The sequence below is a fragment of the Stutzerimonas sp. KH-1 genome (genome assembly GCF_054483855.1).
Map to the genome: position 1 here is coordinate 1,804,570 of NZ_CM137011.1, position 25,563 is coordinate 1,830,132.

At 62.7% G+C, this 25,563-nt stretch carries 24 protein-coding genes; 13 read left to right on the forward strand and 11 right to left on the reverse strand.

What is annotated here, in order from left to right; all coding sequences use genetic code 11:
* The first annotated feature begins 436 nt into the window (after nucleotides 1-436).
* The 4 genes from ACX1DW_RS08570 (at nucleotide 437) to ACX1DW_RS08585 (ending at nucleotide 7,728) form a co-directional block, all read left to right on the forward strand.
* A complete protein-coding gene (locus ACX1DW_RS08570; RefSeq protein ID WP_230486024.1) occupies nucleotides 437-3,319 on the forward strand; it encodes a ribonucleoside-diphosphate reductase subunit alpha in 2,883 nt (960 codons plus the stop codon).
* Between the two features lie 295 nt (nucleotides 3,320-3,614).
* The gene (locus ACX1DW_RS08575) at nucleotides 3,615-4,862 is read left to right on the forward strand and encodes a ribonucleotide-diphosphate reductase subunit beta (RefSeq protein ID WP_458993218.1); all 1,248 of its coding nucleotides are present in this window, start codon (nucleotides 3,615-3,617) and stop codon (nucleotides 4,860-4,862) included.
* Between the two features lie 133 nt (nucleotides 4,863-4,995).
* Nucleotides 4,996-5,832 (forward strand): RelA/SpoT domain-containing protein, encoded by an 837-nt coding sequence (locus ACX1DW_RS08580; RefSeq protein ID WP_458993219.1) that lies wholly within the window; start codon nucleotides 4,996-4,998, stop codon nucleotides 5,830-5,832.
* Nucleotides 5,833-6,547: 715 nt separating this feature from the next.
* Nucleotides 6,548-7,728 (forward strand): IS3 family transposase gene (locus tag ACX1DW_RS08585; RefSeq protein ID WP_197674156.1). Its coding sequence is split into 2 segments (ribosomal slippage): nucleotides 6,548-6,803 and nucleotides 6,803-7,728, totalling 1,182 coding nucleotides; the frame shifts between segments, so codons are not numbered across the junction.
* A gap of 23 nt (nucleotides 7,729-7,751) precedes the next feature.
* Here ACX1DW_RS08585 and gcvA read toward each other — a convergent pair.
* On the reverse strand, nucleotides 7,752-8,657 hold the full coding sequence (gene gcvA / locus ACX1DW_RS08590; RefSeq protein WP_458993220.1) for a transcriptional regulator GcvA: 906 nt from the start codon (nucleotides 8,655-8,657) through the stop codon (nucleotides 7,752-7,754).
* A 117-nt stretch (nucleotides 8,658-8,774) separates the two neighbouring features.
* Here gcvA and ACX1DW_RS08595 point away from each other — a divergent pair, with 117 nt between their 5' ends.
* From ACX1DW_RS08595 to ACX1DW_RS08605, 3 genes are all read left to right on the forward strand, one after another.
* Nucleotides 8,775-9,497 carry an FMN-dependent NADH-azoreductase gene (locus ACX1DW_RS08595; RefSeq protein ID WP_458993221.1) on the forward strand — a complete coding sequence of 241 codons (723 nt, stop codon included), beginning with the start codon at nucleotides 8,775-8,777 and terminating at the stop codon, nucleotides 9,495-9,497.
* Nucleotides 9,498-9,573: 76 nt separating this feature from the next.
* Complete coding sequence (locus ACX1DW_RS08600; protein WP_458993222.1) at nucleotides 9,574-9,924, forward strand: TfoX/Sxy family protein; 351 nt, start codon at nucleotides 9,574-9,576, stop codon at nucleotides 9,922-9,924.
* Nucleotides 9,925-10,031: 107 nt separating this feature from the next.
* Nucleotides 10,032-10,727, forward strand: coding sequence for a GNAT family N-acetyltransferase (locus tag ACX1DW_RS08605; protein WP_458993223.1), 696 nt, complete (start codon nucleotides 10,032-10,034; stop codon nucleotides 10,725-10,727).
* 37 nt (nucleotides 10,728-10,764) lie between these two features.
* Here ACX1DW_RS08605 and ACX1DW_RS08610 read toward each other — a convergent pair whose 3' ends face one another.
* Nucleotides 10,765-11,508 carry a class I SAM-dependent DNA methyltransferase gene (locus tag ACX1DW_RS08610; RefSeq protein ID WP_458993224.1) on the reverse strand — a complete coding sequence of 248 codons (744 nt, stop codon included), beginning with the start codon at nucleotides 11,506-11,508 and terminating at the stop codon, nucleotides 10,765-10,767.
* Between the two features lie 161 nt (nucleotides 11,509-11,669).
* The gene (locus tag ACX1DW_RS08615) at nucleotides 11,670-12,302 is read right to left on the reverse strand and encodes a TetR/AcrR family transcriptional regulator (protein WP_458993225.1); all 633 of its coding nucleotides are present in this window, start codon (nucleotides 12,300-12,302) and stop codon (nucleotides 11,670-11,672) included.
* Nucleotides 12,303-12,375: 73 nt separating this feature from the next.
* Here ACX1DW_RS08615 and ACX1DW_RS08620 point away from each other — a divergent pair, with 73 nt between their 5' ends.
* The 3 genes from ACX1DW_RS08620 (at nucleotide 12,376) to ACX1DW_RS08630 (ending at nucleotide 15,473) form a co-directional block, all read left to right on the forward strand.
* The gene (locus tag ACX1DW_RS08620) at nucleotides 12,376-13,479 is read left to right on the forward strand and encodes a DUF2855 family protein (protein ID WP_458993226.1); all 1,104 of its coding nucleotides are present in this window, start codon (nucleotides 12,376-12,378) and stop codon (nucleotides 13,477-13,479) included.
* Nucleotides 13,480-13,583: 104 nt separating this feature from the next.
* The gene (locus ACX1DW_RS08625; protein ID WP_458993227.1) at nucleotides 13,584-13,982 is read left to right on the forward strand and encodes an ester cyclase; all 399 of its coding nucleotides are present in this window, start codon (nucleotides 13,584-13,586) and stop codon (nucleotides 13,980-13,982) included.
* Between the two features lie 180 nt (nucleotides 13,983-14,162).
* Nucleotides 14,163-15,473, forward strand: coding sequence for a methyl-accepting chemotaxis protein (locus ACX1DW_RS08630; protein ID WP_110777560.1), 1,311 nt, complete (start codon nucleotides 14,163-14,165; stop codon nucleotides 15,471-15,473).
* A 5-nt stretch (nucleotides 15,474-15,478) separates the two neighbouring features.
* On the opposite strand, the gene ACX1DW_RS08635 is transcribed toward ACX1DW_RS08630, so the two are convergent.
* Nucleotides 15,479-16,261 carry an NAD(P)H-dependent oxidoreductase gene (locus ACX1DW_RS08635; RefSeq protein WP_458993228.1) on the reverse strand — a complete coding sequence of 261 codons (783 nt, stop codon included), beginning with the start codon at nucleotides 16,259-16,261 and terminating at the stop codon, nucleotides 15,479-15,481.
* Nucleotides 16,262-16,345: 84 nt separating this feature from the next.
* Here ACX1DW_RS08635 and ACX1DW_RS08640 point away from each other — a divergent pair, with 84 nt between their 5' ends.
* Nucleotides 16,346-17,236 carry a LysR family transcriptional regulator gene (locus tag ACX1DW_RS08640; protein ID WP_458993229.1) on the forward strand — a complete coding sequence of 297 codons (891 nt, stop codon included), beginning with the start codon at nucleotides 16,346-16,348 and terminating at the stop codon, nucleotides 17,234-17,236.
* A gap of 92 nt (nucleotides 17,237-17,328) precedes the next feature.
* Here ACX1DW_RS08640 and katG read toward each other — a convergent pair whose 3' ends face one another.
* Entirely contained in the window at nucleotides 17,329-19,563 is a 2,235-nt protein-coding gene (gene katG, locus ACX1DW_RS08645) for a catalase/peroxidase HPI (protein WP_458993230.1), read from the reverse strand.
* A 370-nt stretch (nucleotides 19,564-19,933) separates the two neighbouring features.
* Here katG and ACX1DW_RS08650 point away from each other — a divergent pair, with 370 nt between their 5' ends.
* Nucleotides 19,934-20,356 (forward strand): DUF2141 domain-containing protein, encoded by a 423-nt coding sequence (locus ACX1DW_RS08650; protein WP_458993231.1) that lies wholly within the window; start codon nucleotides 19,934-19,936, stop codon nucleotides 20,354-20,356.
* A 59-nt stretch (nucleotides 20,357-20,415) separates the two neighbouring features.
* Here the strand turns inward: ACX1DW_RS08650 and ACX1DW_RS08655 are convergent, their stop codons facing one another.
* The 5 genes from ACX1DW_RS08655 to ACX1DW_RS08675 all read right to left on the reverse strand — a co-directional run bounded on the left by ACX1DW_RS08655 (nucleotide 20,416) and on the right by ACX1DW_RS08675 (nucleotide 22,845).
* On the reverse strand, nucleotides 20,416-20,664 hold the full coding sequence (locus ACX1DW_RS08655; protein ID WP_063543918.1) for an FmdB family zinc ribbon protein: 249 nt from the start codon (nucleotides 20,662-20,664) through the stop codon (nucleotides 20,416-20,418).
* Between the two features lie 92 nt (nucleotides 20,665-20,756).
* Nucleotides 20,757-21,773 carry a sterol desaturase family protein gene (locus tag ACX1DW_RS08660; protein ID WP_458993232.1) on the reverse strand — a complete coding sequence of 339 codons (1,017 nt, stop codon included), beginning with the start codon at nucleotides 21,771-21,773 and terminating at the stop codon, nucleotides 20,757-20,759.
* Between the two features lie 209 nt (nucleotides 21,774-21,982).
* Complete coding sequence (locus ACX1DW_RS08665; RefSeq protein WP_218276905.1) at nucleotides 21,983-22,105, reverse strand: cytochrome c biogenesis protein ResB; 123 nt, start codon at nucleotides 22,103-22,105, stop codon at nucleotides 21,983-21,985.
* A gap of 108 nt (nucleotides 22,106-22,213) precedes the next feature.
* Nucleotides 22,214-22,363 (reverse strand): hypothetical protein, encoded by a 150-nt coding sequence (locus ACX1DW_RS08670; protein ID WP_172974163.1) that lies wholly within the window; start codon nucleotides 22,361-22,363, stop codon nucleotides 22,214-22,216.
* 86 nt (nucleotides 22,364-22,449) lie between these two features.
* On the reverse strand, nucleotides 22,450-22,845 hold the full coding sequence (locus tag ACX1DW_RS08675; RefSeq protein WP_102840899.1) for a MerR family transcriptional regulator: 396 nt from the start codon (nucleotides 22,843-22,845) through the stop codon (nucleotides 22,450-22,452).
* Nucleotides 22,846-22,907: 62 nt separating this feature from the next.
* Here ACX1DW_RS08675 and ACX1DW_RS08680 point away from each other — a divergent pair, with 62 nt between their 5' ends.
* Nucleotides 22,908-23,555, forward strand: a complete 648-nt coding sequence (locus ACX1DW_RS08680) for a cation transporter (RefSeq protein WP_458993233.1) — start codon at nucleotides 22,908-22,910, stop codon at nucleotides 23,553-23,555.
* A gap of 31 nt (nucleotides 23,556-23,586) precedes the next feature.
* Here ACX1DW_RS08680 and ACX1DW_RS08685 read toward each other — a convergent pair whose 3' ends face one another.
* Complete coding sequence (locus tag ACX1DW_RS08685; RefSeq protein ID WP_458993398.1) at nucleotides 23,587-25,485, reverse strand: alkaline phosphatase D family protein; 1,899 nt, start codon at nucleotides 25,483-25,485, stop codon at nucleotides 23,587-23,589.
* Nucleotides 25,486-25,563: the final 78 nt, after the last annotated feature.

The window sequence follows — 25,563 nt, forward strand, 5'->3', positions numbered from 1 at the left end:
AAGCCAGCATTATCTTGTCGCCCTTGCGCGCCGCAGGCCCTAGATGTTGGGCCTGGACGGGCCAAGTGACACAATTGAGACTTTTTCGAGCGCTAGGCTATCGCCACGCGTCTCACTGCTCTGCAACACCGTCGGCAGCCTCAGGTCAAGCATTAATGCAAGCCTTCGACAGTCGTCTCCCTGACTTCAGGCGCAGAACCAGTAGCTGTGCTCTGACCCATAACAAAACACAACATATTGTGTTGACAGTTTTTCCAGCCTGACTATCCTTCCGGCAACGACTTAGCTCGTGAGCGGCCGAGTCAGGACTATTTTCCTTGCGATACCACCATGCGCCGCGATGCGGGGCAGGTTCATGCAATAACGACGCGAGGGCCCGACCAGGCCTGCGCAGACAGACTCAGAACGCGATCAAAAAATAGAATCCGGAGCCCCCATGCAAAACCAATCCACTCGCGAGAACCCGCTGTCAGCCGATGCACCGGATCTGGCGGCTACCGCCCCGGGCCAGCTGCGCGTGATCAAGCGCAACGGTACCGTCGTCCCCTACACCGACGACAAGATCACCGTCGCCATCACCAAGGCCTTTCTCGCAGTGGAAGGCGGTAACGCTGCCGCTTCCTCGCGTATTCACGACACCGTTGCGCGCCTGACCGAGCAGGTCACCGCCACCTTCCGCCGTCGCATGCCCTCCGGCGGCACCATCCATATCGAAGAAATCCAGGACCAGGTCGAACTGGCCCTGATGCGTGCCGGCGAGCAGAAGGTCGCCCGTGACTACGTGATCTACCGCGAAGCCCAGGCCGTCAAGCGCAAGAGCGCCAGCGGCAGCAGCGACATCGCCCAGCCGCACCCGAGCATCCGCGTCACCCGCGCCGATGGCAGCCAGCAGCCGCTGGACATGGGCCGCCTGCAGACCATCATCACCGAGGCCTGTGAAGGCCTGGCCGAAGTCGACGGTGCGCTGATCGAGCGTGAAACCCTGAAGAACCTCTACGACGGCGTGGCCGAGAAGGACGTCAACACCGCGCTGGTGATGACCGCTCGCACCCTGGTCGAGCGCGAGCCGAACTACAGCCAGGTCACCGCGCGCCTGCTGATGGACACCCTGCGTGCCGAAGCCCTGGGCTTCCTCGGCGTAGCCGAAAGCGCCACCCATCACGAGATGGCCGACCTCTACGCCAAGGCCCTGCCGGCCTACATCGAGAAAGGCGTCGAGTTCGAGCTGCTCGATTCCAAGCTCAAGAGCTACGACCTGGCCAAGCTGGGCGCCGCACTGAACCACGAGCGCGACCAGCAGTTCACCTACCTCGGCCTGCAGACCCTGTACGACCGCTACTTCATCCACAAGAACGACATTCGCTTCGAACTGCCGCAGATCTTCTTCATGCGCGTGGCCATGGGCCTGGCCATCGAGGAAGAGCAGAAGGAAGCGCGCGCCATCGAGTTCTACAACCTGCTGTCGTCCTTCGACTACATGGCTTCGACGCCGACCCTGTTCAACGCCGGCACCCTGCGTCCGCAGCTGTCCTCCTGCTACCTGACCACCGTGCCGGACGACCTGGGCGGCATCTACGACGCCATCCGCGATAACGCCCTGCTGTCCAAGTTCGCCGGCGGCCTGGGCAACGACTGGACCCCGGTGCGCGCGCTGGGTGCCTACATCAAGGGCACCAACGGCAAGAGCCAGGGCGTCGTGCCCTTCCTGAAAGTGGTCAACGACACCGCCGTTGCGGTCAACCAGGGCGGCAAGCGCAAGGGCGCGGTCTGCGCCTATCTGGAAACCTGGCACCTGGACATCGAGGAATTCCTCGAGCTGCGCAAGAACACCGGTGACGACCGTCGTCGTACCCACGACATGAACACCGCGAACTGGATTCCGGACCTGTTCATGAAGCGCGTCTTCGACGACGGCCAGTGGACCCTGTTCTCCCCGTCCGACGTCCCCGACCTGCACGACCTCACCGGCCGCGCCTTCGAGGAGCGTTACGAGTACTACGAGGAGCTGACCAAGTACGGCAAGATCAAGCTGTTCAAGACCCTGCCGGCCAAGGACCTGTGGCGCAAGATGCTCTCGATGCTGTTCGAGACCGGCCACCCGTGGCTGACCTTCAAGGACCCGTGCAACCTGCGCAGCCCGCAGCAGCACGTCGGCGTGGTGCACAGCTCCAACCTGTGCACCGAGATCACCCTGAACACCAACAAGGACGAGATCGCCGTCTGCAACCTGGGCTCGATCAACCTGGTCAACCACATCGTCGACGGCAAGCTGGATTCAGCCAAGCTGGAGCGCACCGTGCGCACCGCCGTGCGCATGCTCGATAACGTCATCGACATCAACTACTACAGCGTGCCGCAGGCGCAGAACGCCAACTTCAAGCACCGCCCGGTGGGCCTGGGCATCATGGGTTTCCAGGACGCCCTGTACCTGCAGCACATCGCCTACGGCTCCGATGCCGCCATCGACTTCGCCGACAAGTCCATGGAAGCCATCAGCTACTACGCCATCCAGGCCTCCTGTGACCTGGCCGACGAGCGTGGCGCCTACTCCAGCTTCGACGGCTCGCTGTGGTCCAAGGGCATCCTGCCGCTGGATTCGCAGCAGATCCTCATCGAGGCCCGTGGCCAGAAGTACATCGACGTCGACCTGACCGAATCCCTGGACTGGGCGCCGATCCGCGAGCGCGTGAAGAAAGGCATTCGCAACTCCAACATCATGGCCATCGCGCCGACCGCGACCATCTCCAACATCGTTGGCGTGTCGCAGTCCATCGAGCCGACGTACCAGAACCTGTACGTCAAATCGAACCTGTCCGGCGAGTTCACCGTGATCAACCCGTACCTGGTCCACGACCTCAAGGCCCGCGGCCTGTGGGACCCGGTCATGGTCAACGACCTCAAGTACTACGACGGCTCCGTACAGCAGATCGAGCGCATCCCGCAGGACCTGAAGGACCTGTACGCCACCGCCTTCGAAGTGGAAACCCGCTGGATCGTCGACGCCGCCAGCCGCCGCCAGAAGTGGATCGACCAGGCCCAGTCGCTGAACCTGTACATCGCCGGCGCCTCGGGCAAGAAGCTCGACGTGACCTACCGCATGGCCTGGTACCGTGGTCTGAAGACCACCTACTACCTCCGTGCCCTGGCCGCGACCAGCACCGAGAAGTCCACCATCAACACCGGCAAGCTGAATGCCGTGTCCAGTGGTGGCAGCGAGGCGGCGAACTCCGCCAGCGCCGCGCCGGCTGCAGAGCCGAAGCCGGCTCCGGTGCCGCTGGCGTGCAGTATTGATAACCCCGACTGCGAAGCCTGCCAGTAATAGAAGTCGCGCGTAGCTGAGCGGCGTCTGCGGCGTTGGCCGCCAAACCGGACCCCATCACGTACAGCTGTACGCTCAGGGGTTCCGGCTCGGCAGCCGCCTAGCAGCCACTCGCTCAGCTCCACGCTCGCACCGAGTGGCCTGATTCGTAGGGTGGATGTCGCTTTCCACATCCACCGTTACCACTCGATGGCACGCAGCACCAAACCAGATTCCGCGCTTTTGCGTGCACAACCAAAAGCCACCCATACATCCGACCGGCCAAGCCCCGGTCCCCAATCAGGAGCAATTGCACATGCTGAGCTGGGACGAATTCGACGAAGAAGAAAACACCACCGCCGCGCCGGCCACCGCTGCCGCACAGCCGGCGAGCCAGGCCACCGCCAAGCTGGACAACGAAGCCGCCGGCTCCGTGGAAGAAGCCCGCGCCGTTGCCGCTGACGACTCCGACGCCATCGCCCGCGCCAAGCGCGCGCTGGACGAACTGGACGTGCGCGAAGGCCTCAACGAACTGGAAGGCGAAGCCGCCCGTGTGCGCGTCGACGAGAAGCGCATGATCAACGCCCGCGCCGACCTCAACCAGCTCGTCCCCTTCAAGTACGACTGGGCCTGGCAGAAGTATCTGGATGGTTGCGCCAACCACTGGATGCCGCAGGAAGTGAACATGAACGCCGACATTGCCCTGTGGAAGAGCAAGGACGGCCTCAGCGAAGACGAGCGCCGCATCGTCAAGCGCAACCTCGGCTTCTTCTCCACCGCCGACAGCCTGGTCGCCAACAACCTCGTGCTGGCCACCTACCGCCTGATCACCAACCCCGAGTGCCGCCAGTACATCCTGCGCCAGGCCTTCGAAGAGGCTATCCACACCCACGCCTACCAGTACTGCATCGAATCGCTGGGCATGGATGAAGGCGAGATCTTCAACATGTACCACGAGATCCCGAGCGTCGCGAAAAAGGCCAGCTGGGGCCTCAAGTACACCCGCTCCATCTCCGACCCGACCTTCCAGACCGGCACCCCGGAGACCGACAAGCAGTTCCTGAAGAACCTCATCGCCTACTACTGCGTACTCGAAGGCATCTTCTTCTACTGCGGCTTCACCCAGATCCTCTCCATGGGCCGCCGCAACAAGATGACCGGCACCGCCGAGCAGTTCCAGTACATCCTGCGCGATGAATCCATGCACCTGAACTTCGGCATCGACATGATCAACCAGATCAAGATCGAGAACCCGCACCTGTGGGACGCCGAAATGAAGGACGAAGCGACCCAGATGATCCTCCAGGGCACCCAGCTGGAAATCGAATACGCCCGTGACACCATGCCCCGTGGCGTACTCGGCATGAACGCCGCGATGATGGAGGACTACCTCAAGTTCATCGCCAACCGTCGCCTGACGCAGATTGGCTTGAAGGAAGAGTATCCAGGCACTACCAACCCGTTCCCGTGGATGAGCGAGATCATGGACCTGAAGAAGGAGAAGAACTTCTTCGAGACGCGGGTTATTGAGTATCAGACTGGTGGGGCGTTGAGCTGGGATTGATTCGCCGGCGACGCACTACAAAGGTTAAGAGCGCTTTACCTGAAATGGATGTTTGGGGTAGCGAGAAACCAAAGCCCCGCCTTGTGCGGGGCTTTATTTTCGTTGCCACTACAAATTAGCGGGGAACAGATACATGGCGTGGGCAAAGCCGGAGTTTAAGCCAGAACAAATCAATGCTGCTGCCAGAAAACTCGCTACCATGGAGTTTCCGGTGACAAACGAGGAAGATCTAGAGTACCTATCGATCATTAACAATTGGCGCTCGTCCCACGCATACCCTCTTAATACTTTCCAGATCACCCTAAGAAAAAAAGCAAGAAAAATTGAGCGCGAAGCGATCGTTGCCCAACGATCGAAGCGATTAGAGTCCATTCACAAGAAGCTTGTCAGCAAGTCGACAATGCGCATGACCCAGATGCAAGATATTGCAGGCTGCCGCGCAATATTCTCTAAGCTAAAAGACGTTTATACACTCGCCAACGAATACAAAACCAGCAGATTTGACCATAAATTCAGAAACGAAAAGGATTATATCTCAAACCCGAAACCCGATGGGTATCGCTGCTATCATCTTGTTTATGAATATCGAGGGACCAGAGAAGAAACCTCCGTATATTCCGGCTTGAGAGTTGAAGTGCAAATTCGCTCCAAAATGCAACACGCTTGGGCAACAGCTGTAGAGGCTGTCGGAATTTTTACCAAGCAAGCCCTTAAATCCAATCAAGGCAGCCAAGATTGGCTCCGTTTTTTCTCATTAATGGGCACCGCTATTGCAGCGATAGAGCGTACGCCTTCCGTTCCAGAAACGCCCATATCCAAAGACGAACTAGTCAGCGAAATTAGCAGGCTCGCAAACCAACTTCACGTCAAGGAAATGTTGCAAGCCTATAACGCAACGATCACCACACTAGGATCAGCAAAAGACGAAAAATACTTCATCGGAAAAAAAGGGGACAGATTTATTTTTTGATCTGCCGGCTCGCCGCTCGGTATCCCTCGCCCCGCTTTCCTCGGCCCCACCGATAGGTTTCGCCTTGCACGGCGAGTCACTTTCACTTGTCTGGCCAAGAGAAAGTAACCAAAGAGAAGGCCACCCCGGCATCCGGGTCTGGCCTGCGGCCAGACTTCCCTCGCTCCGGCGCTGCTCCGGGGGCCGGCTTACAAGGGCCATCCATGGCCCTTTAAGCCTCTCGCCGCATCCATGCGGTTCGTCCCCCTACGCAGCACCTCCACTCGGCCTCCTGAAGGGGATCGGAGTCCGAGTCGCCCGAGAGTCCTTTGGATTATCTATTTCTTCTGTACGGACCGGCAGGCGACACGAACCGCCCCTTCAGGAGGGTGAGCGGAATCGCCGTGGAAGGGGTTGAGCGGCATGGATGCCGCGAGAGCCGCGATGGGCCAGGGATGGCCCTTCGCGGCGTGCCCCTGGAATGGCGATGGAGCGAACGCACCCGGAGCGAAGCGCAGGGCCGCATGCAGGGGCAAGACCTTTTGGTTCCTTTTGGGGCGACTGCCAAAAGGGACCCGCCCAGCGGGGCGGAACAAATGCCTGAAGCAACTCGGAAACGATCCGAGCAGGTAGAAGTAACGCGTGGAAAAGGCTTCGCCGTTTTCCACCCTATGTAGTGGTCTAATTTCCCCGGACACCTCGATAGGTGGAAAATGCATCTATCGAGGAGTTTTTCATGACCACCAAACGCAGGACATTCGACGACAGCTTCAAGCTGCAAGTCGTGAAGATGATCAAGGACCAGGGGCTGACCGCTCCGCAGGTCTGTCGCGATCTGAATATTGGTGAGACAGCCGTCCGGCGCTGGGTTCAGCAGTACGAGGCTGAGCAATTGGGTCAGCCCGGGATCGGTAAACCACTAACATCCGAACAGCAGCGAATCCGGCAGCTGGAGCAGGAAAACCGCCAGCTCAAGATGGATAACGATGTATTAAAAAAAGCCACCGCCTTCTTTGCCCGCGAGCTGAAGTAACGTATCGCCTGGTTCGGCAGCTGCAACAGAAGGCTTATTCGGTGGCGTATGTCTGTCGGCTGCTGGGGGTCAGCCGATCGGGGTTCTACGAGGCAAACAGGCGTGCCGACACGCCAGCATCGGTTTGCCCCGTGACCGTGCAGCTCAAAGCGTCGTTTGATGCGAGTGGCGGCTGCTATGGGAGCCGTCCGTTACGTAAAGCGTTGCGCGCCAAGGGTATGGAAATCGGCGTTTATAAAATTCGTCGCTTGATGCGTGCCAACGGCCTGCGTTCGGCTTGGAAGCGTAAGTTTGTGCACACGACCGATAGCAAGCACGACCTGCCAGTTGCCGACAATGTACTGAATCGTCAATTCGAGCCTGAGGCGGTAAACAAGGCCTGGGTAGCGGACATTACCTACATCCGGACCCGCAGCGGCTGGCTGTACCTGGCTGTGGTATTGGATTTGTTCTCACGCAAGATCGTGGGTTGGTCCATGGCCCCGAACATGCCTGCCGAGCTGGTGTGTAGTGCAATGCAGCTGGCAATTGCTCAGCGTCAACCGCCACCTGGCCTGATCGCCCACTCGGATCGCGGTAGCCAGTACGCCAGCGCAAGCTACAGAGCGTTGCTGGCGCGAAATGACATGCAGCAAAGCATGAGCCGTAAAGGTAACTGCTGGGACAACTCAGTGATGGAACGCTTTTTTCTGAGTTTGAAAATGGAGCGGGTATGGCGCCGCGACTACGCCAATCACGCAGAAGCGATACGTGACATCGTGGAATACATCGTTGGGTTTTACAACAACGAGCGGCTGCACTCGAAACTGGGATATCTGCCACCGACCGTTTACGAGCGGGCGATGGCGTCGAAACCACCTATCGAGGTGTCCGGAATTAGTTGACCACTACACTACGCTTCGGCGAATCAGCCAGTCAGCTCACACAACCCACCCGGCACGGCCATTACCCACTCCCTCACTGCCCGAACCGTCGGGTCATCCCTTCGGCTCTCCGGATACACGAGATGAAACGGCTTGCCCTCCATCTCCGGCCCGAACGGTTGCACCAGCCGCCCTTCCCTCAGTTCATCCTCGATCAGCTGCCGACTCATCAGCGCCACACCCTGCGCGCCGATGGCGGCGGAGATGGCGTGGGTCTCGTCGGAGAAGACCAGCCCGGCACTCACATCCAGCCCCGGCACGTTGGCGAGTTTCTGCCACGACGCCCAATGAATCGGCGCGGACAAGGCGGCTTGCGCGCGGAAGTGGATCAACGGGTGTTGGGGCAGCTCGGCTACATTGCGCAAGCCGAGGTGCGGGCTGCAGACCGGGACGAAGGTATTGTCGAACAGCTTCTCCGCCACCAGCCCGGGCCAGCGGCCATCGCCGTAGCGGATGGCGATATCCGCCGTGACGCCATCCAGCGCAACCGGTTCATGGGAGGTGTGGAAACGCAGGTCGATATCCGGATGGGAATCGCGTAGCAGGCAGACCCAGGGCACCAGCCAGCGCACCGCGATGGCCGGTGTGGTGCTGAGGGTGATCGCCTGGCGGCAGGGCTTCGCGCTCAGGCGTTCGACCGTGGCGCTGATGCTGTCGAACGCGGCTTCCAGCGTCTGTTGCAGCTCGCGTCCCTGATCGGTCAGTTCCAGCTTGCGCGGTTTGCGCAGAAACAGCGCGACGCCGAGCGACTCCTCCAGCGAACGAATCTGGTGGCTGATCGCCGTGGCAGTGACGGACAGCTCCTCCGCGGCCTGCTTGGCGCTCTCGTGCCGGGCGGCCGCTTCGAAGGCGCGCAAGGCGGAAAGCGAGGGTAACCAACGGTGCGCCATGGCTGAGTTTTCCTCATCTGTATCTCGAAGAAATCGTCGTTTGTCGCCCGTAGAGCCTAGCCCTAGGCTAACTCTGCCGCGAATGACAGATGAATTCTTTTACAGAGGAGATTCGCCATGACGCACCTTCTGCACCTCGATGCCAGCGCCCGCCCCGGCCTTGCCGGCAAGGACGAACACGGTTCCCACAGCCGCAACCTCAGCCAGCACTTCGTCAGCCAATGGCTGGCCCGTCGCCCGCAGGATGTCGTGACCTACCGGGACATCGGGCAGAACCCGCCCTCCTTCGTCAGCCATGACTGGATTGCCTCGGCCTTTACCCCGGAGGAGCGCCGGGAGCCGTGGATGAACGACGCGCTGGCCGAAAGCGACAGGCTGGTGGACGAACTGCTGGCCGCCGATGTGCTGGTCATCGGCACGCCGCTCTACAACTTCGGCATGCCGGCGGCGCTCAAGGCCTGGATCGATCAGGTGGTGCGCCTGAACCGCACGGTCGGCATGGACGAGAGCAACCCGCTCGATCCCTACGTGCCCATGCTGGCGGATCGGGAGCGGCACGCGGTCATCCTCAACGCCCGGGGCGGCGTAGGCTTCGGCCCCGGCGGCGCGATGGCGCACATGAACCATCTGGAGCCGAACCTGGCGACCGCGCTGGGTTTCATCGGCATCACCCGCATCCATCAGATCGCCATCGAAGGGCAGGAAATCGGTGGCGAGCTGCTGGCCAGTTCGGTGGCCGAGGCGCTGCATCAGGTCGATACGCTGGTCAGCAGACTCCAGGCAACGGTCGAGGCCCCCTTGCCTGACGCTCACCGGCGGGCGGAGTGCGCTGCGATGTAGCGGGCCATGCGTGGAAAGCATTCCGTTTTCCACGCTACGCTCTACGGCCGACACGGGTGGAGACAGCGGAGCACGCATGGCGACCGATACCAGCTTCATGCAATACGTGGCCGAACAGATCGACCTGGGCGGCAGGCTGAGTTACCGGAAGATGTTCGGCGAGTACGCCGTCTACCTGGATGAAAAGGTCGTCGCGCTGGTCTGCGACAACAGCCTGTTCATCAAACCCACCCCGGCGGCTGCAGCGCTTGCGCCGCAGCTGCCGCAGCGGCCGCCTTACCCTGGCGCAAAGCTGTATCCGGTAGCCGACGAGCTACTGGACGATGCCGACGTGCTGCGCCGCCTGGTGATCGAGACGGCGCAGCACTTGCCGGTGCCCTCACCGCGCAAGCCGAGGAAGAAAAAGCCAGATACGGCTACCCCATAGCGGCAGACTGCATCGTTCGTAGCATCGATCGCCCTGCGGCTTCACCTGGCCAGTCGCATACCGCCCGGTACAATGCGCCATTTTTCGTACCGCCCCGGAGCACCGCCATGTTCACCCTCACCCACCTCGACACCCCGCCGCCGGAATCGCTGAAAAGCCAGGTGCTGCAGATGGTGGTGGATTATCTCGGTGACATCAGCCCGGTTTCGCTGCAGCCCAGCAACCCGCTGTATCAGCTGTACCAGTACGTGGTGGGTTTCGAGGTGCACCGCTACCTGGACAGCATGGACGGTGCGCAAGCCGGCAAGCCCGAATTGATCATGGCGCTGGATGCGGACGACCCGGCTATCCTGCTCAGTTTCGCGCTGTACCTGCCCTATCTGGATGATCCCGACGCCTGTGCGCTGGTTTATCTGGCGGTGCAGGCCAAGCATCGCCGGCGGGGCATCGGTCGGGCCATGGTCGACGCGATGGTGGCGCGCTATCCCCATGCCGAAGTGGCCTGCGTAGCGAGCAAGGTGCCCTATTTCCAGAAGCTCGGCTTTCAGCCACTGGCGGCGCGCGGCCCGCAGGTGGTGATGAATACGCGAAACGAGGCTTCGAACGGTGCGGTGGCGGTGCAGGATCTGGAGCCGATCTTCCAGTCCAAGGAAGTCCGGCAGATCTACAGCTACCTGGTGCAGCAGAACGGCCGCAAGGCGATGAGCGAGGCGGAGAAACAGCGCGACCGGCTGCTCGATCAGTTGGCACAGCAGGCCAGTCATCTGATCGATGCCCACACCTCGGCCAAGCGCCTGCATTGACTGCCCCGCCAAACTCGCCGCGGGCGCGATCTGCTGATCAGCGCTTCACACAGACGAATATCGCGTTCCCGGATGCCTGGTCCCAGGGCACGATCTTTTCGTAGTCGTGCTCGAGCACATGCACCTCGAAGTACTGCTCCAGCAGCGCGCGCAACTCGGCAAAACTCACCGCCACCATCCTGTGTTCGTCGATCCATACCTGGCTTTGATCCGCCGCGGTTCTGCCGATGCGCAACTTCAGCAGTTGCTGCTCCCCTTCACCCGAGTAGTGCCAACCGGAACTGAAGGTGAACAGGCCGTCCGCATGCCGGGCCGTGTGCGAGACGAATGACGCGTTGTCGATCCGGCGCTTGTCCACGGCGTTGAAGCAGAACAGCCCGCCGGGGGCCAACGCGGCATGCGCGCTGGCGATGCACGACTCGAGTCTGGTCAGCCCGGCGCTGTAGTGGATGGAGTAAAGAAAGCAGGTGATCAGATCGGCCGGCTGCTCGACTGCAAAGCCACACATGTCCTGCAGGGAAAATTGCGCTTCCGGACAGCGTGCGGCGGCTCTGTCCAGCATCGGCTGGTTGATGTCGAGCCCGCCGCTGGTATAGCCGGCATCGATGAAATGGCGGACGTGCGGGCCAGTGCCGCAGGCCAGGTCCAGATGCCTCGTCCCGCCGTTGCCGAACAGCTGCTGCAATCGCTGGACACAGTGGCTTTGCGCCCGGTAGTCGATGTCCGCGCACATGAGGTCGTAATAACCCGACAAGTCGGTATAGAGGGCGTCGCCGGGCATGATGACCTAAAGTGCGGGGTCGATGGGGCGCGCATATTATCCCGGTCGGCTGCGATTCGCCCGGCATTTGCGCTTGAGCCGAGGCGTCCATACGGGTTGCTCAGCTTTACGGGTCTAAAGCTCACCGCCTTTTTGAGCGGGCTGGACTCGCCCGATCACGCTCAGGCAGGGGCGACCGGCCCCGCGAGCCTGTCCAGGCACAGCTGTTCCATGCAGTTGGCCCAATCGATCATGCGATCCGCTTCGAGCTGCACCAGCATGGCGTAGCGGCGGCCGCCCCATACAGAAAGATGCAGCGCTTCCAAGGTCGCTGGCGAGGGACGCACCGGAAGGTCAGGCGCCGCATCGATGACCCGGTGCCAGGCGCCCAACAGATCCTCGTAGGCCCGACGCTGATGCTTGGGCTCGGCCACCAGCGTTTCCAGTTCGAGCATATCCGGGTGGAACCAGGGCAGCCGTGACTCGACCCCGGCAAGGGTGCGGACCAGTCGCCGGATGCGCTCGGGCCAGGCAAGCGCGGTCGGCGCTACCGCTTGCGCTTCGATGGCGTCCAGCAACTGTTCGACGCAATAGCGCACGTAGCCCGAGTGCAGCGCATGCTTGTTGGGGAAGTAGTCGTACAGCGTGCCGATGGCCACGCCGGCCTCCAGGGCAACCGCTCGGGTCGTCAATCGAGACCAGCCGTCGCGCTGCCATATCCGAACATAGGTGTCGAAAATCGCCTGAACGGTGGCCTTGGCGCGCTGCTGAGTCGGCCGTTTGAGCGGCTTGGCGCTCGGCAATCGTGTGCTCATGAAATCCGAACCCGGCGGTGAAACGAAAGGGATAGAGTCGAAGCCGTCCATTTACGAACCCAAGGTGCCATCGATGAGCGTCATCCGCCAGTTGCAGAACAACAAGAAAGACATGCAGCAGACCCGCATTCAGACCCGACCGATGCCGGAGCTGAAACCCGGCGAAGCCCTGCTGCGTATCAGCCGGCTGGCACTGACCACGAACAACGTCACCTACGCCGCATTCGGTGAGACGCCTCACCTGCGCTATTGGGACTTCTACCCCACCGGCGATGGCGATTGGTTCCACATGCCGGCGTGGGGCTTCGCCGAAGTCGTGGAGAGCACCGTCGATGGCCTGGCCAAGGGCGAACGCTTCTACGGCTTCTGGCCGATTGCCAGCCATGTCGTGATGCAGCCGGTACGCGTCTCCGAGCGCGGTTTCTATGACGGTGCCGAGCATCGACTGGAACTCACCTCGGCCTACAACCAGTACCAACGCATCAGCAGCGACGCCGCCTATCGCGCAGAGAGCGAAAACTACCAGATGCTGCTGCGACCACTGTTCATCACCTCGTTCATGCTGGCCGATTTCCTCGACGACAACGCCTTCTTCGGCGCGCGCCAGATCCTGATGTCGAGCGCCTCGAGCAAGACCGCGTACGGCACGGCGTTCTGCCTGCAGAACAACCCGGCGGTGCAGCTGATCGGGCTGACTTCCGCCAGCAACACGGACTTCGTGCAAGGCCTGGGTTGCTACCATCAGGCCTTGGGCTACGACCAGCTCGCTTCGCTGGACCCGAGCGTGCCCACGCTCTACGTCGACTTTTCCGGCAGCGCCGATCTACGCCGGCAGATCCACAGCCATTTCAAGGATGCGCTGGTGTACGACTGCTTCGCCGGGTCAGCCCAGAACCACGAATACAGAAAGACGGACGCAACGCTGGCCGGTCCGCAGCCACAGCCCTACTTCGCGCCCTATCAGATCAAGAAACGCAACGCCGACTGGGGTCCCGCCGAGGTAACCCGCCGCTTCAACGAGGCGCAGCTGGCCTTTATCGCTCAGGTTAGCGATGCGCAGCAGCCCTGGATGCAGGTGAACGAACACGCTGGCCTAGAGGCCGCACAGGCGCTGGCCGAATCCCTGATCAAAGGCGACATCAATCCGCTGGAGGGTCACGCCGTGGTGCTCGACTGACCAGGTAATCGGATAACCACAGCGAGCGCGACCGTTAGATGCGACTGGCGTATATCGAGCCAATCGCTAGCCTGACTATCGGGCTTTCTTTGCGGGGAACGATCATGACTGGCGACGAGATGGCTGATTGCTACCGGGGCTACATCGCCTGTCTGAACGGCAGGCGCTGGGCGGAGCTGGAGCGCTTCGTCGATGACGAGGTGCACTACAACGGCCAGTTCGTCGGGCTGGATAGCTATTGCCAGATGCTTGAGGCCGACGTTCGGGCGATCCCCGACCTGCAGTTCAATATCGGGCTGCTCATCATCGAGCCGCCCCATGTGGCGGCACAGCTGCGGTTCGATTGCACCCCCACAGGCGAGCTGTTTGGCTTTGCGGTGAATGGCAGGCGAGTCGTCTTTACCGAAAACGTCTTCTACGAGTTCCTCGAGGGAAAGATCCGCAACGTGTGGTCGGTAATCGACAAGAAGGCAGTTGGCGATCAGCTCAGCTCTGAGGGCTAGGACGGCCCACATCACATGTGGGGCGAAGACCAACGCGTGGTAGTCGCACCCTTTCATGCTTCCGCTTCGGCACGCACCGCGTCGGTTCCACGGCTTTCGCTGACGCGACTCGGAAGTCGCTCAAGCGCCCGCACGCTTCGCCGATATCGGAAGCACAACTAGATCGATTGGATGCCCTGCATGTTTAGTAGCCGCTTGAAAAAGGATTTGGAAGCCAAGGAGGCCGAGCTGGCAATCCTGCGCCAGCTCATGGGCAAGATGAACAGTGACATGCTCTCGCTCACGCTGGATGCAGATTCCAGGATCTGCGCGTTCAATGATCGATTCGCCCGAACCTTGGGTTACTCGCACGGGCACCTCCAAGGCCGCCCTCTGGCCGAAATCGTTCCGCCCTATGTGAAGAACCTGCCCTGCTTTCACAACTTTCGCGCCGCCGTGGCCAAGCTCGAGCCGATCAGCGATGACTACCGCTACCTGCGAGCCGATGGCAGCCTCGCCTGGTTGAAGATCCATTGGTATCCCATCGCAACCGCCGACGGAAAGCTTTCGCATATTCAGGGTTTCGGCAGCGACATCAGCGAGGCCGTATACCGGGCGAAGGAGAACGAGGCATTCATCAGCGCGCTGCTGCGCTCGACCGCGGTTATCCAGTTCAATCTGGACGGAACGGTGGTCACGGCCAACGAGCAGTTCCTCCAGACCATGGGCTATTCGCTCGCGGAGCTAAAAGGCAAGCACCACAGCCTGTTCTGCATGCCGGAAGATGCCGCTTCGGCGGATTACAAGGCGTTCTGGCAGAAGCTCAATCGCGGCGAGTACATCGCCGACCGTTTCAGGCGTGTCGACCGCAATGGCCGTGAGGTCTGGCTGGAGGCGACCTACAACCCGGTGCACGACACCGAAGGCAACCTCTACAAGGTGGTCAAGTTCGCCAATGTGGTGACCGATCAGGTCATGCGTGAGGCCGAGGTGCGACAAGCCGCGGGCGTCGCCTACGACATCTCGCTGCAGACCGACGTCAGTGCCGAGCGCGGCGCCAGTGTGGTGAAGGACACCCTGGTGACGATGCAGAAGATCACCGACCAGGTGCAGTCCGCCACCGATGGCATCGAGGCGCTCGGCAAGCAGTCGCTGCTGATCAGCTCCATCGTCCAGACCATTGGCGGCATCGCCGCACAGACCAACCTGCTGGCGTTGAACGCGGCCATCGAGGCGGCCAGGGCTGGCGACCAGGGTCGCGGCTTCGCGGTAGTGGCCGACGAGGTTCGACAGCTGGCCGCGCGCACAAGCACCGCTACCGACGAGATCGTCAATGTGGTGCAACAGAACCAGGCGCTGGCCGACGAGGCGGTGCGCAACATGTTCGCCAGCCGCGAACAGGCGGTGCAGGGCCTGGGGCTGGCCAACCAGGCCGGTGCGGTGATCGTCGAGATTCAGGACGCCGCCAAGCAGGTGGTCAGCGCGGTCGAACGGTTCGCCAAGGAACTCTGACGACGTTACGGCTGTTCGACATGCGCGGCAAAGCCGACCTGCCCTGGCGCCACCTCGGCCCTGAGCGTCAGCGCCGGAATGTCATAGTCGCCGCCGTTCTGTTTGCGATAGGCGATGGGCTCAGTGCGCCAGAGTTCGTCCAGGCGCTTGCCCAGCTCGTCGCGGAGTGTGTCGAATCGGGCCCGGTCGACACGGCTGGTGCGGTGCACGAGGAACGGTGGCAGCACATCGAAGCCCGGGTAATGCAGGATGCCGTGATGGATGGGGAACAGCAGGTCCTCGATGGGCCCGTTGATTCCCCGCGGGCTGTAGTGTGATTCCCAGCCGCCGGTAGTCACCATCAGCATCGCCCGTTTGCCGACCATCGAGCCCTCGCCGTAGCGATCGCCCCAGCGGGCATCCGAGTGCTCTCCGACGCCATAGGCGAAACCGTAGGCATATACCCGGTCGACCCAGCCCTTGAGGATCGCCGGCATCGAAAACCACCAGAGCGGGAATTGCAGGATCAGCGCATCCGCCCAGCGCAGCTTGTCCTGCTCGGCAGCGATATCGGGACTCTGCCGGCCACTGGCTAACGCGCGTCGGGAATCCTCGGAAGCATCGAAACGCGCTTCGGGGTCGCGATCCAGATTGTCGCTGGCGTCGATCGCGGCCTTCCAGCCCATGGCATAGAGGTCGGAAAGCTGGACCTGATGGCCAGCCGCCTGCAGACGTTGGATGGCGAATTCCTTCAGCGCGCCATTCAGCGAGCGCGGTTCGGGATGGGCATAAACAAGCAGAACATTCATGGGAAACCTCCGTAGCGGGACTGCTGCAGAATGTCGCTTGCCCATGTATGTTTGAAATGAATAAGCCATATCTCAGGTATTGCCGTGAATAATCTCAGACGCCTCGATCTGAATCTGCTGGTGACCCTGGACGTGTTGCTGGCCGAGCACAATGTCACCCGCGCCGCAGAGCGCCTGAATTTTTCCCAGCCCTCGGTGAGCGTGCACCTGGCCAAGCTGCGGGACATCTTCGACGATCCTCTGCTGATACCTGGGCCACGAGGCATGCGGCCGACCGCACGGGCTGAAGCCTTGCGCGAGCCCTTGCGCCTGGCGCTGGAGGCACTGGAGCAAGCCGTCGCCCCAGCCAGCCCGTTCGACCCTGGCGCGGCGCAGAACCTCTGGCGCATCGCGGCAAGCGACTATGGCGAGTCCGCCATTGTGCTGCCCGCTCTGGCCGGCCTGCGGACCGCCGCACCGGGCACCCGCCTCGCCGTGGTCGAGATGCAGCCTTCGCGCATCGCCCGCCAGGCGGAACAGGGTGATATCGACCTCGCCTTGCACACCGTCGATGGTTCGCCGTCCAACCTGCGCCGCCGCGTCCTGTTCACCGAGCGTTACGTGCTGGCCGGCCGTACCGGGCATCCGCGTCTGCGGCGACGGCCGACGCTAGAACAGTTCTGCGCGCTGGATCAGGTGATCGTCTCGCCGGATGGCGGCGGCTTTCACGGTGCTACGGACGATGCACTGGCCACGCATGGCCTGCAACGGCGCGTGGTGCTGTCGGTGCCGCATTTCCTGTTCCTGCGCTCGGTGCTGGAAAGCACCGACCTGGTGGCCATGCTGCCCGAACGGCTGGTTGAAGGCGCTGCACTGCAGGTCGTCGAAGCGCCGCTGAAGATTCCAGGCTACGAAATGGCCATGCTCTGGCATGAACGCGCCCATCGCGACCCGGCCCATCAATGGCTGCGCGAGCAGATCGCTAGTGCGGTATAGCCGCCGCTTCACCAGGTAACTGCCGGCCGGGATGCGGCGGCGTGAAAACCGATGCGGCGCTGCGGCGGCGCCCTGAGACGCCGCCGCCCTTCTTACGCCGAGAGCTTCTGGCTGAAGTTGTCGGCCGGCTTGCCGACGTCGAGCCGGTCGGCGTTCATCACCTTGTCCCAGGCCTTGACGAAGTCGTGGACGAACTTCTCGTTACCATCGGCCATGCCGTACACCTCGGCCTGGGCACGCAGTTCCGACTGCGAGCCGAAGATGAGATCGACGCGGGTGGCCGTCCAGGTGGGCTGGCGAGTCTTGCGGTCCAGGCCCTGGAAGCGGTTCTTGTGCTCGGTGGCGGTCCACTCGTTCTTCATGTCCAGCAGGTTGACGAAGAAGTCGTTGGACAGCACGCCGACGCGCTGGGTGAACACGCCATCCTGGCTACCACCGGCGTTGGTGCCCAGCACGCGCATGCCGCCAACCAGCACGGTCATCTCCGGTGCGCTCAGGCGCAGCAGGTGCGCCTTGTCCACCAGCGCTTCCTCCGGCGCCATGAAGCTGGACTCGTGGTAGTAGTTGCGGAAGCCATCGGCGGCCGGGCGCAGCGCTTCGAAGGACTGCGCGTCGGTCCACTCCTCCTCGGCATCCATCCGACCTGGCGTGAACGGCACGCTGATGTCCACGCCGCCGTCCTTCGCCGCCTTCTCGACCGCCGCGCAACCGGCTAGCACGATCAGGTCGGCCATGGAGACTTTCTTGCCGCCGGTGGCCGAAGCGTTGAACGCGCTCTGGATCTCGCCGAGCTTCTCCAACACCTTGGCCAGCAGTGGCGGGTTGTTGATTTCCCAGTCCTTCTGCGGGGCGAAGCGGATGCGTGCACCGTTGGCGCCGCCGCGCTTGTCGGAACCCCGGTAGGTCGAGGCCGAAGCCCAGGCCACCGACACCAGTTCGGAGACGGAAAAGCCCATGCCCAACAGCTTTTGCTTCAGTGCGGCGATGTCGCCCTCGTCGATCAGCGGATGGTCGCACTCGGGGATCGGGTCTTGCCAGATCAGCGGCTCCTTCGGCACCAACGGGCCGAGGTAGCGGCCGATGGGGCCCATGTCGCGGTGCGTCAGCTTGAACCAGGCCTTGGCGAAGGCGTCGGCAAACTCGTCCGGGTTTTCCAGGAAGTGCCGGGAGATCTTCTCGTACTCAGGATCGAAGCGCAGCGACAGGTCCGTGGTCAGCATGGTTGGCTTGCGCTTCTTGTTCGGGTCGAAGGGGTCCGGAATGATTTCCGGCGCGTCCTTGGCTTCCCACTGATGCGCGCCGGCCGGGCTCTTGGTCAGCTCCCACTCGAAGTTGAACAGGTTCTCGAAGAAGTAGTTGGACCAGCGCGTCGGGGTCTGGCTCCAGATCACTTCCAGGCCGGAGGTGATCGCATCGGCGCCGATGCCGGTCTTGAAGCGGCTGCGCCAGCCCAGGCCCTGGTCCTCGATCACCGCGCCTTCCGGTTCCGGCCCCATCAGCGAGGGATCGCCGGCGCCATGAGTCTTGCCGAAGGTATGGCCGCCAGCGATCAGGGCCACGGTCTCGTAATCGTTCATGGCCATGCGGGCGAAGGTTTCACGGATGTCGATGGCCGCGGCCTTCGGGTCCGGGTTGCCGTTGGGGCCTTCCGGATTCACGTAGATCAGCCCCATCTGCACCGCACCCAGGCCGGGGTGTAGCTGGCGTTCACCGCTGTAGCGCTCGTCGCCTAGCCAGGTGCCTTCCGGCCCCCAGTAGAGCTCTTCCGGCTCCCAGGTATCGGCACGCCCGCCGCCGAAGCCGAACGTCTTGAAGCCCATGGATTCCAGCGCGACGTTGCCGGTGAGCACGAACAGGTCGGCCCAGGACAGCTTGCGGCCGTATTTCTGCTTGATCGGCCAGAGCAGGCGCCGCGCCTTGTCCAGCGAGGCGTTGTCCGGCCAGCTGTTGAGCGGGGCGAAGCGTTGCTGGCCGCCGCCGGCGCCGCCGCGGCCGTCGGTGATCCGGTAGGTTCCGGCGCTGTGCCAGGCCATGCGGATGAACAGGCCGCCGTAGTGGCCGAAATCGGCTGGCCACCAGTCCTGCGAATCTGTCATCACCTCGTGCAGGTCGGCGATCACCGCATCGAGATCGAGCGAATTGAAGGCGGCGGCGTAGTCGAAATCGCCGCCGTAAGGATTGGAGCGTGGGGAATGCTGGTTGAGCGACGTCAGGCTGAGCGCCTCGGGCCACCAGTCCCGGTTGGTGATGCGCTTGCGTGGCGTCCCGGCACCATGACCGAAGGGGCAACCACCACTCGCATTGTTTTCTCCAGACTCGGCGTTCATCTTCTGTTCCTCACGGCTGGTTATGGTCCAGGTGCGCCCAGGCACCACTCAGGAAAACGTAGCACCGGGATCAAAGGGCGGATGCGAGCGGAACGCCAGCTGACCGTGTTCCGGTGCGGCCGGATGCCGACGCACATGCGCCAAAGCCCCGATGTAGACGCGTTACGTAGTCCGACAACGTCCCTGTAGCGACGACCATGAAACTTCCCTATCGAGGTGATAGAAGGTCTTTCACCCTGAGCAGGGCCGCATGCGTGGACAACGCTTCGCTTGTTGCTGGAAGATGTCCGCCGATCGAGCCAGCTGCCGCCAGCCAGGCCCTTGCATGAAGGGCGGCGACTTCAGCCACCGTGAATTGAACGAGCACAGCATGAAGACACTTTCGACTCTGGGCATTGCCCTCGCCCTTGCCGCACCTGCGGCACATGCGCAGCAATTGCAGGTCACGCTCAACGGGCTGCAGCATGATCGGGGCCAGGCGGCCGTGGCGGTGTATTCCGATGCCAAGAGCTTCCGCAAGGACAACCAGGCCTTCACCGCACGGAAGGCCAAGGCCGAAGCCGGTACCGTGACCGTTACATTCGACGACGTGCCGCCCGGCCGCTACGCCGTACTGGCCTATCACGACGAGAACGACAACGGTCGGCTGGACCTGCGCTTCGGCATGTTCCCCACCGAAGGCTACGGACTATCGAACAACCCAAAGGTGATGGGCCCACCGTCCTACGAGGACAGCGCCTTCGCGGTGACCGCCGACGATCCCGCACAGATTGAGCTGAAGATGCGCTACTAGCGACCGTCGACTCGGCCCCGACTCGCCGCCAACGGCTCGCGGTCAAACGCGGCGATGGCTCAGCGACAATTACCGGCACAACCGCCGCGGGCACAGGCCGGGGCTTCCGGGTTCTTCAGCACCCGGCTGTTCACCACCCCGGCGGCGGTCATCAGCCGGGTCACCGGCGCATCGTCTGGAATCGACACATCCTCGGCCAGCGCACAGGCGGCGCGCAGCTCGCCCCAGGTCTTCGGACGCAGGGCCATGGGATGGCGGACTTCATAAACCTGACCGTTGGCTTCGCAGCGATAGTCGTAGGTCGGCATGGTTTTCCCCTCGTTTGTTGCGCAGATCGGCTCAGGGCTCCGTTGCCCGGCCGCGGATGGCGCACGATTGTACGAGCAAATCCGTCCCGCACTCAGCTCCTGCCGCGCTGCGCCGCGCCGCTCGGCGCCCTCGCCGGCAGAAACTTGCGGACGGTATCCACAAATGGCAACACGATCAGGCTGTAGAGCGTCAGATAGCGGTGCGCGTCCTGCTCGGCGGTGCCGAAGCGGATGTCCTCTGGTGTGCTATTGGTGACGTAGAGCGTGCCGAACATCCAGTCCCAGATGGACAGGTTGGTGCCGAAGTTCTTGTGAAAATGTCGCGGCGCGTCGCTGTGGTGGATCTGGTGCTGCGCCGGGCTGTTGAAAATGTGCTCGAGCCGCGGGCCGAACGACAGCCAGACATGGCTGTGCCGCAGATTGGAGGCCAGCGCGTTGAAGATGAATACCAGATAGGTCACGCCGAACAGGGTGTAGCGACTGATCTCGCCGCCGCAGGCATACCAGAACACGCCGGCGTAGAGGCCGAGCAGCACCAGGTCGACCAGCCGGCCGACGATCTTCTCCAGAAAGTGCACCCGGCTGGCGGTCAACGGGACCATCACCGGTGCCGAGTGGTGGACCTTGTGGAACTCCCACAGCCAGCCGCAGTGAAACGCGCGATGCACCCAATAGCTGGCGAAGTCGCTGATGATGAACACGCCAAGCCCGTAGAGCAGCGACAGTGACAGATGCTGTCCCAGCTGCGGCCGCGCGCCCCAGAGATTGGTGAAGAATGCCGCGTAGTCGCCGGAGCGCAGGATGTATGGGTCGACCAGCGCAACCACAGGCACCACCAGCGCGACCTTTAGTACGCCCCGCGCGAAGTAGTAGCGATAGTCCAGGCGGGCCGATGGATGCCAGTGCACCTGCCAACCCCCGAGAAAGCGCCAGAACGACGCGGCCTCGGTCAGGCCGAGGCGCTTTCGATAGCGGAACAGCAAGTAGGCAACGGCATAGGACACCCCGAGGAAAAGCAGGCCGAGCCGACCGTTGAGGTCGAACAGGCTGCTGAACTGCAGCAGGATCGGGTCAAGAACATAGTGCTGGAATGATTCGGAAACGCCCACGCCCGGCCGCCTCGGAAAAAAGGTGGCGGATTATAGAAGCGTGCGGAACCATTCGTATATGCGAACGCTTATCAGACAAAAGTTGCAGACAACTTGCTCGTCTCGGCGCGGTTACCCATCAGCACGCGGCAATGGAAACAGCCCCGCCGTAGCCGGGCTGCGGGTGATTCGGCAGGGAGCGCCGGCCTTCCACGAAACGCGAACAGCGCTTACTTGCTCATCACCAGGGCAAAGCCCACCAGGATGCCGGCCAGGGCAATCAGCCAGCCGATCCGGTGGGCGCGATTCTTTTCTGCTTGCCGGACGGGGTCGACGGGCTTCTTCTTTCTCACGATGGGGCTGCCTCCGTTGAACACTGCTGCTGCGCAGCGCGCCTTTTTAGGCTGGGCAGCGCCAATTGTCCAGTCGGGGTGCCATGCGTCGAGCAGCCTGGCCGAGGATTATCCGAGCGGGCTTTGACCCGGATTCGCTTCTTCGCCGGAGTCGTCATCCGGCTCGGTATCGTTCTCGCCCGAATCCGGAACATCGCCGTATTCGTCGTAGTCCGGCGGCGTCAGGCCGTCCTTGAGCGGGTCGTCTGGGTCGATCATGGCAACGGGCCTTTGCTGGTGCGTGTACATAGCCTTGGAGCCGCCGATCGCGCCGGAGGTTCGCCAGAACCGGCAACACTCATCCATCAATCGGCCGCCGAGAGCGCTTCGATGATGCGGCACTCGCGGACCGACGACTCGCTGCAGCCCGCCAGGCGCTGCAGCTCCGCTTCGAGCCGCTGCAGGTCGGCGATGCGTTGACGTACCTGCACCAGATGCGTCTGTACCAGGCGATCGACGTCGGTGCAGGCATGTCCCGGCTGGTCGGCCAGCTCGACCAGGGTGCGGATTTCGTCGAGGGAAAACCCGAGCTCCCGCCCGCGCTTGATGAAACGCAATCGGGCGGCGTCCTGCTCACTGTAGGTACGGTAGCCGGACGACGTCCGCGCCGGCGCCGCGAGCAGCCCGATGCGCTCGTAATAGCGAATGGTTTCCACGTTCACCGCGGTGGCCTGACTGAGCTTGCCGATGGTTAGAGGCATGACTTGACCCTGTAGCTGCTACAGGGTTTAGCGTATCGCCATCGACAACTGGAGGCGATGTCATGGCGGGAAATTGTTGCGGCGGCGGTTGTGCCAGCACGGCGGCACGCGGGCGCTATCGGCGCATTCTCTGGATCGCGCTGCTGATCAACCTGGCGATGTTCGCTGTCGAGGTCGGCGCCGGCGTGCGGGCCGGGTCGGTGTCGCTGCTGGCCGACTCGCTGGACTTCTTCGGCGATGCGGCCAACTACGGTGTCAGCCTGTTCGTGTTGGGTCTGGGTGTGGTGATGCGCGCGCGAGCGTCGCTGGCCAAGGCGCTGACCATGGGTCTGTTCGGCGTGTTCATCCTGGTGGTCGCGATCGGCAACTTCATCGATGCCAGCGTGCCGCAGGCCACGACCATGGGTATCGTCGGCACGATCGCGCTGCTGGCCAACGTCGCCGTGGCGCTCATGCTCTATGCCTACCGTGAAGGCGACAGCAACATGCGCAGCGTCTGGCTGTGCAGCCGCAACGATGCGCTGGGCAATATCGCCGTAATGCTGGCGGCGCTGGGTGTGTTCGGAACCGGCGCGGGCTGGCCGGACCTGATCGTGGCCAGCATCATGGCGCTGCTCTCGATCAGCGCAGCCGTGCAGATCACCCGCCACGCCCTCGACGAACTGCGCACCGAACGATTGGCCGCCAGCGAACTGGAGCGAGGTGCCTGATTGCTGGCGTCACGACCCTCTATAGATCGCTCTACGGCCGGTTGCGCTCGCGAAGGAAGGCCACCGGCGCCGAGCCGTCGGCGTTCAGCTGGAGGATCTGCCGCGGCCTGCCCTGCTCGTCCAGCACCAACAGGCCGATGCCCGAGCCGTTCCACAGCCGCTCGCCGGCCTGACTGCGGTCCGGTACGCGCGGCACGACTTCCAGCCGACGCCGCTTGGTCAGCCAGTTCAGTGGCGACCAGGGCGCGTAGAGCCAGCGGTTGAGGCGATCGAACCAGTCCAGCAGGCGCCGCGGGAACTCGTTTTTCACGCCACTGCTGGTGATCTGCCACAGCTGAGGTGCGGTATCGCGACCGCGAATATGCACTTCGTAGACGAACGAGTAATGCACGTCGCCGGAGAGGACCACGTAGTTACCGGGCGTACGTGAATGGCGGAAGATGTTCATCATTACGTGGGCCGCGCCGCGGTGCGCCATCCAGTTCTCCGCATCCACCAGCAACGGCTGGCCGGCCCAGCTGAAAACCCGCTGCACCGCCTCGATCAGCTTGACGCCGAACATCGGCGCCGGCGACACGATCAGCACCGCCGGCTTGTCGAGGATGTTCTGCTGGAATTCGCTCAGCGCCTCCCAATCCATCAGGCCGGACGGTCGGCTGAGGTTGCGCTCGCTGCGCCAGCGCCGGGTGCGGGTGTCGAGCACCACCAGCGGCGGCTCGGTCGGAAGTTCATAGCCCCAGCCGTCGAGATGCAGCAGGGTGTCGATGAAGCGGTTCTGCTCGACGCAATCGAGCCAGCCGTAATCCACACTGGTCAACAAGCGCTGCATCTGTTCCAGCAGCCTGACGAATCGCTCCGGCTGGTTGCCCCAGGCCTGGCACAGCAGGTAGGCGATCAGCGCGTTGCCGATGATGCGCCGCGAGAATGGGTGCTCATAGGCGGTTTGCTCCCAGCGGGCCGACAGGTTCCAGTCGTCAGTGATGTCATGGTCGTCGAAGATCATCAGCGACGGCACGTGCGCCAACGCCCGCGCCACCCGCGGCAGGCCCTGGCGGAACGTCAGCAGGCAGCGCTCTTCGCAGCCATAGCGCTCGGCGTGCTCTGGCTCCAGCGCAGGCATGACCGGCGCGATCAGCGACCAGGGCGTCGGCGACCAGACCAGCAGGTACAGCGCCATGACTTCAGCCAGGCTGATGAGGTGGTTCTGGCCGTTGGCAGTGGTGAACACCGGCTTGTCGACGCCACCGAAGAAGCGCTCGCGCAGCGCCTCGTTGGATTTGAACGCCGGCAGCAGCAGCTCGCGGTGGTAGTAGGTCGCCGGATGCGCCATCAGCTCGTCGCTGTCATCCACGACGGCACCTTCGAGACGCTCGCCGTAAAGGCCGAGACGGCGCACCAGCGCATGGATGGCTACCAGCATCGGCCCGGCGACGTCGTCGGCATAGACCTGGTCGCCAGTCATCAGCAGCACGGCCGGGCGCGCCGCCGGATCGTCCAACGCATCGTGCAGCAACTCATCCACGCACAGCAGGCCATCCGCGGCGGCGTGGTGCGGTTTGCGGCAGGAGCCGTGCAACAGGCGGTCGAGCCGCGACTTGATGACGAAACTCGGCGCTGTTGCGTCGCCGTAGAGCAGATGCGGTGCCCAGTCGGCGATGCCCTGCTGCGTTGAGCCGGTGTGGATGAGCAAGTCGTAAGCGATCAGGCAGTCGCTGGGCAACGGCGCCGGTGGCACGGCCTGGATCAGGTGCAACACCGCGTGTTCACCGATTGCCAGGCGCTGGCAATCCAGCTCTTGCGGGGGTATGTGGCACTGCAGCTCCCCAGCCGGGCTTTCGAGCAGCAGCGAGAGCTTCAGCGATCGCGAAGCGACCAGCCACAACACGATCCGGCCAGGCTCGACCCGACGCAGCAGCGGACCGGCAAGCACGGGCGGGAGGTCATGGGTTGGGGGTATATCGCTCAAGGGTAGACCTGATTGCGGGAACGAGGACTCTCTGACAGTGGG